General features: G+C 39.8%; 11 protein-coding genes and 1 riboswitch. Of the genes, 9 read left to right on the top strand and 2 right to left on the bottom strand.

From position 1 onward, the window contains the following. Positions 1-98: 98 nt before the first annotated feature. The 7 genes from resA (at position 99) to ACQKNS_RS14655 (ending at position 8226) form a co-directional block, all read left to right on the top strand. Positions 99-629 carry a thiol-disulfide oxidoreductase ResA gene (resA, locus tag ACQKNS_RS14625; protein ID WP_427643818.1) on the top strand — a complete coding sequence of 177 codons (531 nt, stop codon included), beginning with the start codon at positions 99-101 and terminating at the stop codon, positions 627-629. 18 nt (positions 630-647) lie between these two features. Next, complete coding sequence (gene resB, locus ACQKNS_RS14630; RefSeq protein WP_427643820.1) at positions 648-2297, top strand: cytochrome c biogenesis protein ResB; 1650 nt, start codon at positions 648-650, stop codon at positions 2295-2297. Beyond that, a complete protein-coding gene (gene ccsB, locus ACQKNS_RS14635) occupies positions 2290-3468 on the top strand; it encodes a c-type cytochrome biogenesis protein CcsB (protein WP_427643822.1) in 1179 nt (392 codons plus the stop codon). Before resB ends, ccsB begins: the two co-directional genes overlap by 8 nt. 296 nt (positions 3469-3764) lie before the next feature. Next, complete coding sequence (locus tag ACQKNS_RS14640; protein ID WP_427643824.1) at positions 3765-4481, top strand: response regulator; 717 nt, start codon at positions 3765-3767, stop codon at positions 4479-4481. Then, on the top strand, positions 4478-6271 hold the full coding sequence (locus tag ACQKNS_RS14645) for an ATP-binding protein (RefSeq protein ID WP_427644228.1): 1794 nt from the start codon (positions 4478-4480) through the stop codon (positions 6269-6271). Before ACQKNS_RS14640 ends, ACQKNS_RS14645 begins: the two co-directional genes overlap by 4 nt. A 211-nt stretch (positions 6272-6482) precedes the next feature. Beyond that, on the top strand, positions 6483-7043 hold the full coding sequence (gene sigX, locus ACQKNS_RS14650; protein WP_427644230.1) for an RNA polymerase sigma factor SigX: 561 nt from the start codon (positions 6483-6485) through the stop codon (positions 7041-7043). Further along, the gene (locus ACQKNS_RS14655) at positions 7009-8226 is read left to right on the top strand and encodes a GerMN domain-containing protein (RefSeq protein ID WP_427643826.1); all 1218 of its coding nucleotides are present in this window, start codon (positions 7009-7011) and stop codon (positions 8224-8226) included. The genes sigX and ACQKNS_RS14655 overlap by 35 nt, the downstream gene beginning before the upstream one ends. 75 nt (positions 8227-8301) lie before the next feature. Here ACQKNS_RS14655 and serA read toward each other — a convergent pair whose 3' ends face one another. Continuing rightward, on the bottom strand, positions 8302-9876 hold the full coding sequence (serA, locus tag ACQKNS_RS14660; protein WP_427643828.1) for a phosphoglycerate dehydrogenase: 1575 nt from the start codon (positions 9874-9876) through the stop codon (positions 8302-8304). Between the two features lie 307 nt (positions 9877-10183). Next, positions 10184-10320: riboswitch (FMN riboswitch) on the top strand. Between the two features lie 164 nt (positions 10321-10484). Between serA and ACQKNS_RS14665 the strand changes: the two genes are divergently transcribed. Beyond that, the gene (locus tag ACQKNS_RS14665; protein WP_427643830.1) at positions 10485-11066 is read left to right on the top strand and encodes an ECF transporter S component; all 582 of its coding nucleotides are present in this window, start codon (positions 10485-10487) and stop codon (positions 11064-11066) included. 139 nt (positions 11067-11205) lie between these two features. Here ACQKNS_RS14665 and ACQKNS_RS14670 read toward each other — a convergent pair whose 3' ends face one another. Further along, entirely contained in the window at positions 11206-11454 is a 249-nt protein-coding gene (locus ACQKNS_RS14670; RefSeq protein ID WP_034308087.1) for a ferredoxin, read from the bottom strand. A 290-nt stretch (positions 11455-11744) separates the two neighbouring features. On the opposite strand from ACQKNS_RS14670, the gene ACQKNS_RS14675 reads away from it, so the two are divergent. After that, positions 11745-12806: a helix-turn-helix domain-containing protein gene (locus ACQKNS_RS14675; RefSeq protein WP_427643832.1), complete on the top strand. Its 1062-nt coding sequence runs from the start codon at positions 11745-11747 to the stop codon at positions 12804-12806.

Raw genomic sequence — 12806 nt, forward strand, 5'->3', positions numbered from 1 at the left:
ATAATGTCACAAAACCTTCAGAACTGTAAATAAAAAGGACATGGCGTTAAATGGTATAATGGTATGGTTAAATTTAGTGTGGCCTTAGGAGGATCTCTATGGATAAAAAGAAGCGACGCCTGATCAGCAGAACCATCATTCTCCTGCTGTTAGGTGCAGCTTTAGTGTTCGCCCTTTATACGAACTTCACTAAAGATAAGAATGAAAGTCTGAGAAAAGGATCCGATGCACCCAATTTCGTCTTGACAGATATGGAAGGCAAAGAGCATAAACTTTCCGATTACAAGGGGAAAGGCGTCTTCCTGAACTTTTGGGGTACATATTGCAAGCCATGTGAATACGAAATGCCTTATATGGACAATCAATATAAAAACTTTAAAGAACAGGGCGTTGAAATATTGGCGGTTAATGTCGGGGAATCTGACTATGCTGTCAACAATTTCATTACAAAGCATGACCTGACCTTTCCTGTCATGATCGATAAAGGTAGGGAAGTGGAAAATGCTTATCGCGTGGATATATTGCCTGTCACCTTTTTGATCGATAAAGAGGGGAAAGTCATAGATATCATCACCGGAGCTTTGACAGAAGAGAGCATCCAAAAGCATATGGAGAGAATTAAACCATAATATTGGGGAGTTTTTGACATGGAAGAAGTAAAATGCGATTGTGGTCATATAAATCCGTTTGGCACAAAGATTTGCGGGAAATGCGGGATGGTGCTTGGTAGCGAAAGAGAAAACAAGCTTATTGATATGAGATATGAAGGAAGTGCCAGGCGTTCACAAACATATAAAAAAACGATCATCGATAAAATATGGAACTTCTTTTCTTCCGTTAAGGTAGGGGTGACGCTCATTGTCATTGCCTTGATCGCTTCAGCTATCGGGACGATTTTACCTCAGGAAATGTACATCCCTTCAACAGCTACGCCTGCAGAGCATTATGAACTGGAATACGGCTGGTTCGGAAGAGTGTATTATGAACTAGGGTTTCATAACTTGTATAGTTCATGGTGGTATCTGATTATCATAGGCATGCTGGGCATATCACTATTGATTGCCAGTATCGATCGGTTCTTTCCATTATATCGATCGTTAAAAAAACAAGGGGTAACACGTCATGACGGCTTCATGAAACGTCAGCGGGTTTATGGGGTGACAAAGCTGGAAGACCAAGATATAAACCTTGAAGGGGTAAAGGATAGACTAAAAAGGCAGCGTTATCATATACGGGAGGAAAACGGTCATATACTTGCCGAAAAGGGTCGTTTTTCGCGTTGGGGACCTTATGTTAATCATATTGGACTTATCATTTTCTTAATTGGCGCATTATTGCGTTCTGTCCCTGGGATGTATATCGACAAAGTACTTTGGCTGCGTGAAGGCGAGAGAAAAGAAATTCCGGGTACAAATGGTGAATATTATCTTCAGAATAATGAATTTACCTTAGAGGTGTATGACAAAGAGAATGAAGAAGATGCGCAGTACAGTGCTGCCATTGATAAAACCGGTACGATTGCAAAAACCTATCAATCTGATGTTACGTTGTATGAGCGCAAGGGAGAAACCTTACCAGGGGAAAAAGTGGACCTTGATAAGCTTAAAGATTATAAAATCAAAGTCAATGAACCTCTGAAACATGATCATTATGCCCTCTACCAAGTAGATTATAAACTGGATGAGCTCAGTACGATGGCTTTTAATTTGATAAATAAAAAAACCGAAGAGAAATATGGAAGCATAAAGGTTGATTTGAACGATCCACAAAAGAAATACGAGTTGAAAGAAGGATATTCCGTTGACTTGATCAGTTACTTCCCCGATTTCGAGTTTGATGAAAAAGGTGAACCTAGAACGATATCGAAGATTCCGAATAATCCAGCATTTATCTTTAAAATGCATACTCCGGATAAGCCAGAGGGTGAGGTCAGTTTCGTAGCGATTAAGGAGACTGTGGAGCCTTTAGGGGAAAACACTTATAAAATGGCTTTTAATGGTGTGGAAACCCAAGATGTCACGGCTTTGACAGTCAGGAAGGATTTAACGCTTTGGATCCTATTCACGGGTGGAATCATTTTCATGATCGGTGTTGTCCAAGGGTCTTATTGGAATCACCGGCGTATATGGATTAAGAGGAAAGATGATGAGATATTAATCGCCGGCCATACAAACAAAAACTGGCACGGTATTAAAAGAGATATAAAACAAGCGATAGAATCAACATCTCTTTCCGAACCGATGGATCAACTTGAAGATGAGAAATCTTCTAGTAAGGGGGAAGTTTTAAATGGCTGAATTAAGCAGTAACTTTTTATATGCAGCTTTCTTATTATATCTTGTCGCTACCTTTTTATTTGGGGGATCGATCAAGGATAAACACGGAGCGGAGGAAAAGAAACAAAACAAATGGGCTAAACTGGGCATTTTCATCACCATTCTTGGTTTCGCCGCCCAAATTGGCTATTTCATCACTAGATGGGTTGCTGCCGGCCATGCCCCGGTAAGTAACCTGTTTGAATTCACGACCTTTTTCGGAATGATGCTGGTCGGTGCTTTCATATTAATTTATTTTCTTTATAAAACACCTGCCCTTGGGCTATTCGCTTTACCGATTGCCTTATTGATAATCGCCTATGCAAGTATGTTTCCTACAGAAATTTCGCCACTCATTCCTGCTTTGCAGAGCGATTGGCTTCATATTCATGTAACGACTGCAGCGGCAGGACAGTCGATCCTTGCCATAAGTTTCGTTACTGCCATCATTTATTTAATCAAATTCGTCGATCAAACACAATCAAGCAAAAGAACGTTCTGGCTTGAAGGCATCATGTTCACATTAGTTTGCACCATCGGTTTCGTCATCATCACTTCTTCTTTTGCTGCGATGGATTATAAGGCGAACTTTGATTGGGTAGATAAACACGGAGCCGAGGCCAAACAGGAGTTCAACCTACCGGCATTGGTTGGTCCCCATGAAGGGAAACTTGTCGAGACTGATCGATTTGAACCGCTGGTGGACATGCCTGCACTGATTAATGCCAAGAAACTGAATACTGTACTTTGGTCATTCGGTATGGGGCTCGTCTTGTACGGTTTAATAAGGTTGATTGCACGCAAAAGAGTGGCAGCATTGATTAAACCGATCGTCAAAAATGTGAATTTGAATTTATTGGACGAGATAAGTTATCGTTCGGTCCTTATCGGTTTTCCGATTTTTACACTCGGTGCCCTCATTTTTGCAATGATCTGGGCTCAAGTGGCCTGGACACGATTCTGGGGCTGGGATCCGAAAGAGGTCTGGGCGCTGGTTACTTGGTTGTTTTATGCAGCTTTCTTGCATCTCCGCATGTCAAAGGGATGGCAAGGGGAAAAATCAGCTTGGCTTGCCGTCATTGGTTTTGCCATCATTATGTTTAATTTGATATTCGTCAATCTTGTTATTGCTGGTTTGCATTCATATGCTTGATTCTGTATTGTGATATTTAAATGAAGGGGGTCTTTTGATAGAAACGTCGAGGAGTGGGCTTATCGATTTTTCTGGAGAATGATCCCTTTTTCAGTCAATCCCATTAATAAGGAAATTTCGGTGAAATAGCATATATGAACTTTTTAGTGAACGGTCGAAGTCTTTTTTTGTGACAAAATGGTGAAAGGTTCATGGAAGCCATGCAAAAATGGCTCTTAATCGTACTTTGTAAGGAAAAAGTATTAGTCATGTAAGTTTTCATTTTGTAGAATATATGATAGGAGGCTGATTACATAATGTATAATGCTATAAAAATTCTCGTGGTGGATGATGAGGAAAGAATCCGCCGGCTGCTAAAGATGTATTTGGAAAGAGAAGAATACATAATCGATGAAGCGGAAAATGGAGATATGGCTTTAACAAAAGCCCTTGAAAATGATTATGATTTAATTTTATTGGATATTATGATGCCTGGTAAGGATGGAATCGAAGTTTGCCGTGAATTAAGGGAAAAGAAAACGACACCTATTATCATGCTGACTGCTAAAGGGGAAGAAGTGAACCGCGTCCAGGGGTTCGAAGTGGGGACCGATGATTATATCGTAAAACCGTTCAGTCCCCGTGAAGTCGTATTAAGGGTTAAAGCTTTATTACGCCGCTCTTCAAGCACAAGTTACATGCAGACGGAAACGACGGCAAAAGATGTGATCGTCTTCTCGCATCTAACCATTGATAATGATGCCCACCGTGTACTTGCTGATGACAAAGAGGTTTCATTAACACCAAAAGAATATGAATTATTATATTTCTTGGCGAAATCCCCAGATAAGGTTTTCGACCGGGAGCAATTGTTGAAAGAAGTGTGGCACTATGAATTCTTTGGGGATCTTCGAACTGTTGACACGCATGTTAAACGCTTACGTGAAAAATTAAACCGCATATCCGAAAACGCAGCCAAGATGATTGTCACTGTATGGGGTGTAGGTTACAAGTTCGAAGTCATTAATGACTGATGCTATGGGGCAGTGTTGTAGGGAAGCTATGGGCAACGATCCTATTGCTCGTGTCGTTTGTATTAATTGTTTTAACCGTTCTGCTGGTCGAATTCTTTGAGAATTTCCAGATTGAAAATATTGAAAATGATTTAACCAAAACCGCTGAACAAATCATTAAGGTAACGAATGAACATCAGGGATCCAGCAATGAGGTTTTACAAATTGCTTCGGAATTAATAGGCAACGAAACGAAAATGATCATTCTAAATGATGACAAAATGGTATTCTCATCAATCGGAGGAGATAATGAGTTCGAAATCACGCCGGAACTCATTAAAAATGATTCCGAATTGATCAAGGTTTTCACGGAAAGAAAGACTGTGAAAAAGGAAATGGCGCTATCCGATGATGCAGGCAACGAAGAGTTGTCCGCAATCGTGGTAGGCATTCCACTTGAATTGAATGGGGAACAGGATGAAGTTTTCCTATTTCAATCGTTGGAGTCAATGGAGGAAACGACAAAATCGACTACACAGTTCATATTATTGGCAGCAGGCATTGCCATTATTTTAACAACGATCTTTGCTTTCTTTTTATCTACAAGAATCAATGCCCCATTGGTGAAGATGAGGGAAGCGGCACTAGCGATTGCCCGGGGGAAATTTGATACAAAGGTTCCGATCTTGACTCAAGATGAGATAGGCGAGCTTGCCATAGCGTTTAACCAGATGAGAAAACAGCTGAAATTCAATATGAATGCACTTAGTCAGGAAAAGGAACATCTCTCAAGCATTCTTAGCAGTATGGCGGATGGGGTCATTACCTTCAATAAAGATGGCACAATTCTTGAAACGAATCCGCCAGCTGAAAGGTTTCTGCAATCCTGGTACTTTGAAAAGGGCTACAACAGGGAAGATAATGTCAATGTCCCGTTGGTTTTGATGAATCTTTTTGATGAATCGGAGTCCTTCCATAAGGAGCAAGTCGGTGAAATTACTTTGCAGGGCCGTGATTGGGGATTCATTGTCAGTCCGCTATATACAAATGCCGAAAATATTCGGGGAGCGGTGGCCATCATACGGGATATGAGTGATGAAAGGCGTATGGACAAACTTAGGACTGATTTCATAGCGAATGTTTCCCATGAGTTAAGAACGCCGATTTCAATGTTGCAAGGATATAGTGAAGCGATCGTAGATGACATTGCGAGCAGTGAAGAGGAAAAGGTGGAAATGGCCCGCATCATCTATGATGAGTCTTTGAGAATGGGCCGTTTAGTCAATGATCTCCTCGATCTTGCTAAATTGGAATCGGGTAAAATGAACCTTAGCTATGAATGCGTACCTATTTCCCCTTATTTAAAGAGGATTACAAGTAAGTTTTCCGGGCTGGCTAAAGATAAGGGAATCACAATATCAGCCAGCATGCAAGACGATCAAATTCAATGGCATTTCGACCCCGACCGCATTGAACAGGTTTTGACAAATTTAATTGATAATGCGATTCGTCATACTCCTCCGGGCGGTAACATTGAAGTCATTCAGAGGACAAGTGATCGAAGGGGACTGATCATTGATGTGAGGGACTCTGGATCTGGAATTCCCGAAGAAGATTTGCCTTTTGTATTCGAGAGGTTTTACAAAGCGGATAAAGCAAGGACCCGCGGCCGTTCGGGCACCGGTTTAGGTTTGGCAATCGTAAAAAATATAATCAATGCCCATGATGGCTTCATTTCGGTAAACAGTTTGCCTGATAAAGGGACGACATTCAGTTTTATCCTGCCTCGAATTATGGAAAATGCTGAATGACGGTGGCTTGCCAAAAAAATCTTGTTTCATAAGGAACTGAGAAGCAAAGGCAATTGGATTTCTTTCCAACTTGTCTTTGTTTTTTTTAGGAAACAAAATAAGAAGTCCCTGATATGTGGAAATTAACGGGATTTTATAATAAGATTAAGCCGAAGTATGTAACTTTTGTTTAGGATTGACGACTATATTTATGAACGGATGTGGGGAAATGATGGATTCCGTTTTCCACGATCTTTATGAAAAGTATCATCAGGAAATATACCAATTCATTTTTTATATGACTAAAAATCGAGAAACGGCTGAGGACCTTGTTCAGGAAGTCTATATCCGGGTGATGAAGGCCTATGAACGCTTCGAAGGAAAAAGCAGTGAAAAAACGTGGATGTACTCGATTGCAAGAAATGTGACGATTGATCACTTTCGGAAACAAAAAGGGTGGAAAGAAAAAATCTTTCCTAACTTTGATTGGGATAGGCAATTGATAAAAGATAAAGAGCCCATTCCGGAAGAAGTGGCCATCATGAACGATGAAATCAAAGATATTTATCTATGCTTAAACCGGTGTACCACGAATCAAAGATCCGTCATCATTTTACGATATATTCAGGGATTGTCCATTACTGAAACCGCTGAAGTATTGAATTGGAGTGAAAGTAAAGTAAAAACGACCCAGCACCGTGCTTTGAAGGCTATTAAAAAGTTGATGGAAGATTTATCTGGAAAGGAGGGCCACCGCATTGAGAAAATTCCATTGGAAAGAAAGCGAAATTGAAGACATGCTCCGCGAGCTTCCGAAATTAAAAGATGACCGTACCAAGGCAGATGTGTTTGCGAGAATACATGATAAGAAGAAAAAGAAACACTGGATACCTCTATTTGCGGGTGTTGCCTCCTTATTCTTAATGGTTGTTTTGGCATCATCTTTAATTATTGAAAAAGAAGGAAATACAAGTCAAGAAGACAGTAGGGGGAAATTATCTCTATCTGAAAATAAGGAAATGGCAGATTTTGAACGCCAGGATGCAAGTAACAAAGAAAATCAATCAACAGATAAACAGGATAATCAAAAGTTTTCGAGTAAGCAAGCGGAAATCGAATCTAAAGAAAAGGTTTCAGAAATGGAAACCCGAAAAGAGGAAAAGGTTAACACATATGCACGAGCGATCTATCAAGATGACCTTAAACATGCATCGATCATTACGATGGGCATTCCAGATGATCAAATGAATTTCATTGTTCCTATTTCAATTAAACTCGAACATTATGACGAAAGTGATAAACTGAATCAGTTAGTTAATCAAATGTCAGAAATGGATGAAGAGCAATATGGGCTTTCTGACTATTTTCCACTTGATATAAAGATCAGCCAAGGAGATGATAGGACCACTGCTCAGATTGATTTTCAAGAAAAAAGCCGACTATTGGATGAAGATACACTTTTTCTCCGTTCGATGGAGGAAACGCTATCCTATAACAATATAAAGAGAATGACATTTTCTACAGATGGAAAGCAAGGTGCCATGTTTGCGCACGCCGGATATTTAAAGGAGGTGGATATACCTCATCAAAAAAATCGCACATACTTTCTTTACCAAAGGGATGAATCATCCCCAAGGTTCCTTGTTCCAAGCAATATGGGTTATCAGGACTTTGAGGAGGCGCTGCAAGCAGGAAAAGGGGAGGCAGACATCGAGGGAATTTCACCTTCAATCCCGCATGACCTGAAATGGAAAAGGATAAGCTCTAAAGGGGATCTTGTGATCATTCAATTATCAAATCAAACGGCCATTGAAAATAGTAAAGAATCCCTTCAAGCTTTAGAAGCTATACTCTTCATTGCCAAGGATTTTGGTTTTGAAAAAGTGAAATTTGAAAATGCCCCTATTGAAGAGGTAGGCCAGCTGAATTTAACTGAAGACATATTGGTGCCCAAAGCACCGAACCAAGTGAATTGATGGTGCAATAAAAACACCCTTTCTATGGTTGCGTTCACAGAAAAAGTGCCCGTGCAGACGGGCACTTTTTTCTTCTTATAATGAAATGCGTGCCATGAATGTAATTTCTTCTGTTTCCATTAAAAATTGTTTCATTTTGTCTTCTAATGGTAAATCAAAACTCAAAACCATGATGGCTTCCCCGCCAGCTTCTTTTCGGCCAACCTGCATGGTGGCGATATTCACTCCATGGTCACCTAGGACCTTACCTACGTTACCGATTACACCAGGTTTATCGGTATGCTGGATATAAAGCAAATTCGATTCTGGATGAAAGTCGATTTTGAAACCATTCAAACTTACAATTCGAGAACCGTAATTTTCGATATAGGTTCCACTGATTGTCAATTCACGGTTGTCACCTTTTACTTTAAGGCTGATCAAATTCGAGTAACCTAAAGAGTCCGTGGAGATTTTTTCACCAACGGTTATGCCACGCTCTTTTGCGATCAACAAGGCATTCACTTCATTGACTGATGCATCAACTCTTGATCTGAGAAAGCCAGAGATTAGACTTTTTGTCAGAATCGCTGTATCGAAATCCAATGATTCGCCTGCATACGTAACGGAGATTTCCTGAATTCCTTCATTCATGCACTGAGAAGCAATGGATCCCATTTGCTGAACAAGTTGATAGAAAGGCTGTACCTTTTCAAACACTTCTTTAGATATGGCTGGAAGATTGATTGAACTTGAGACTGGATTACCTTCAAAATAGGTCAATACTTCCTGGGCAACCTGTACGGCAACATTTAATTGGGCTTCTTTCGTGGAAGCACCAAGATGCGGTGTAGCAATGACGCTATCCAGTTCAAGCAGTTTATGGCCAAGTGGAGGTTCTTCGACGAAAACGTCCAGAGCGGCCCCTGCAACATGTCCTTGAACTAACATTTCATATAAATCATCTTCATCTAGAATTCCACCACGGGCGCAGTTCAGTACATAAACCCCCTTTTTACAGGTAAGCAGTTTTTCTTTATTGATTAATCCTCTAGTATCATCCGTTAGTGGTGTATGAACAGTGATGATGTCTGCTTTAGGAAGCAAGTCATCTAATGGCATGGCCGTTACGGACATCTTCTTTGCACGATCGACAGTCAGGAACGGATCATAGACAATGACATCCATGCCAAACACTTTAGCACGTTTTGCAATTTCCCCTCCGATACGTCCAAAGCCAACTATACCTAATGTTTTACCACGAAGTTCAGTTCCCGTATATGAAGAACGTTTCCACTCTCCATTCTTCAGTGAAGCATATGCTTGCGGAATGTGGCGCATTAATGAAGCCATCATCGCAAATGTATGTTCAGCTGTTGAAATGGTATTGCCGTCAGGTGCATTAACCACGACAATCCCGCGTTTTGTCGCTGCGGGGATGTCTATGTTATCAACACCGACACCAGCGCGTGCTATAATCTTTAACTGTGGCATACGGTTCATTAAATCTTCCGAAACCTTCGTTGCACTTCTCACAAGAATTGCATCGATCCGATCCAGTTCGTTTGCAGCTTCCTCTACGGTTTTCTGAATGAGATGAATATTGGTTGCCTCTGATAGCGGTCCGAGTCCTTCTGGTTTAATGGCGTCTGCTACTAAAATCCGATACACGTCTAAACACCTTCCTAGGGAAAAGAATTATCTTAAATTTCAGTTAATTTTACAATTGAAATGCCAAAGATGTCAATTTGGCGTATCTGGATGTAAGCGTTTAATAACATGATTTTTAGCTGATCATCTAATTAATGTCGTGATATAAATGGCTTCGTCTTCGTTTGCATAATATAAAAAAATTTTTGCTATTCGTTTTAAACCTTTCAATGTGGCAATCGCTATTCATCCTGAATGCATTAACTGAGAAAAAATGCTATCAAAAAAAAGGAATTTCAGATATAATGGAAAGTATAAAAATTTATAGGTCTATCTTCGGGGCGGGGCGCAATTCCCCACCGGCGGTGATGAAGGAATTTCCTCTTCTAAGCCCGCGAGCCTTACAAGGCAGGATTTGGTGTGATTCCAAAGCCGACAGTATAGTCTGGATGGGAGAAGATGGAGGTTCCTGAATGCGTTTCAACAGTTATTTGCTGAACGTTTGTTTGATGTAACCTTTAATTTATCCCTTTAATTCTATTGGAATTAAAGGTTTTTTATTGAGCATCAGCATATTTTGGAACCCAAACCTCTTTTTCAGGTAGATCGGAAAAGAAGGAGAGAGAACTATGAATAAGAACAAAGTGAAAAAAACGGTCACACTTGCGATGATGGGGAGCATTTCCTATTTATTGATGCTTTTAAATTTCCCGTTTCCAGGATTCCCGCCTTTTCTCAATGTCGATTTTAGCGACATACCAGCATTGATGGCGGCATTGATTTTCGGTCCAATGGCAGGCATTCTAGTCGAGTTCATTAAAAACCTATTGGATTTAGTCATGACAGGGACCTTGACTGCTGTACCTGTGGGGCATATCGCTAACTTTATAGCCGGCATCCTGTTTGTTTTGCCAACTTATTATGTATTTAAGAAAATCAATTCAAAAAAAGGGATGACGTTCGCTTTACTTGCTGGGACAGTTTCCATGGCAGTATTCATGAGTGTTTTAAACTATTTTGTTTTTTTACCGGCATATACCTTCTTCATGGGATGGGATGCAATGTCGGCGCCCGAGTCAAGAAAGTTCGTTACGACGGCAATCTTGCCTTTCAACGTGATAAAAGGCGTGCTCATCACATCTGTATTCATGTTGCTGTTCATTAAATTACAGACATGGATCAATAAGCAATCATTATATAAAAATGCTTAACTCATTGACGATAAATGAAAAAAACAACCGGATATCCATATTCGGTTGTTTTTTTAAGTCTGTTTTTTGGGTATGAGAAGATGCAATCCGACATTGGCCAAAAGAAAAAGCCATTCTCGATTGAAAATGGCTTGTACCGTTATTCGAATTTTAGTGCATCCCCGTCAAATGCCTCGTCAGCAACTTTAATGGAATCCGTTGGGCATCCTTCAAATGCATCCATCATGTCGTCTATAAGTACATCTGGAATTTCAACGATTCCCTCGTTATCGTCAAGGGTAACAAATGCAATCCCTTCGTCATCATAATCATATATATCTGGTGCAGCTGCTCCGCAAGCTCCACAAGCTATGCATGTTTCTTTATCCACAATAGTAAATTTAGCCATGAATATAACCCCTCCTAAGTTGATTAACAACTGATAATCTTTTTATTTCAGATTATTATCTCTTTCTTATTGTAAGACCGAATGCCAAACTTTTCAATAGAAATTGTATTGATAATAACTATCAAGTAGCAGAATGTCAATGAAAAACATCCATATAATTAATCTGGTTCTTTCCATGGTTCGTCATTTAGTCACATAATTTCCCTTGTATTCATCAATAATAACGGCGATTTTAGCAGTTTTTTGTTACAATGGGGTTATTGGTTAAATGAAACAAGGATGTGAGTCCCATGAATAATTATCTACAGGCCATCATTCTATATGCGATAAAAAAATTTCAAGGCGAACGTTCCATTTATGCTATATACCATATGCTGCAGGGTAAGAAATCGTCACAAACAATCCAGGATGCCCATTTATTCGGGTTAACGGATATTTTTGGGACAATACCCCGATTTACCCGTCAGCAATTAAATCACGACATAGAACATTTGCTTAAGCATGACATGATTAATTTAACGGATAAACCTGATGCGTATGAAATTAGTATGCAAGGTGAGGGAATGTTAGTCGATTACTTTAAAAGTAATCCTTTCCCGACGTATATAAATGGTTGGAAGTATCACAATATCACCCCGGTTTTCTGGGGAAGGTTAAACTTACTCATTCAAACCATATCCCATATTGTCCACAATGAAAGACGTTTTTATCCGATACAACGAAATCCTAAAATCCAATTTTTCGTAAAGGAATTTTTACATGTCAATCGTCAGGATCGAGCGGTGATTGCACAACATCTATATGATGAACTGATATCCCTTTTAGAAAGTCAAAATGATATGAAACGAGACATTTTCATTTTGAGGTTAACCGGAATAAACAGGATTGGTCTTACATTCGAACAAATTGCAAGAAGGAAAGATGTAGAAGAAGAGTATGTTCGCTTTACATTCCTTGACTCATTGCATCAAATGCTGATGGAAATGGAAAAGGGAAAGGATTACCCTCTCTTGTCCTCATTAACCAATGATTGGAAAAGAAGTGGGAATCCTCAATTGACACAGTCTACAAAGACAACTTTACGATACATCCAGGAAGGGAAAAATCTGGGTGAAATTGCTGAAATCCGCAGATTGAAGGTAAACACCATCGAAGATCACCTCGTGGAAATTGTCTTATCGGAAAAGGATTTTCCAATTTCCGATTATGTAACGATCGAGGATGAGAGGGAAATTGCTGAAGCCATTGAGGAACTTGGTACAAAAAAGCTTAAAGCAATCAAGCAGATGGTCGATAATAAACAAATAAGCTTTTTCCAAATAAGACTTGTACTTGCGAAAATAGGTGAGTGA

Source organism: Peribacillus sp. NPDC094092 (assembly GCF_050279365.1).
GTDB lineage: Bacteria > Bacillota > Bacilli > Bacillales > DSM-1321 > Peribacillus.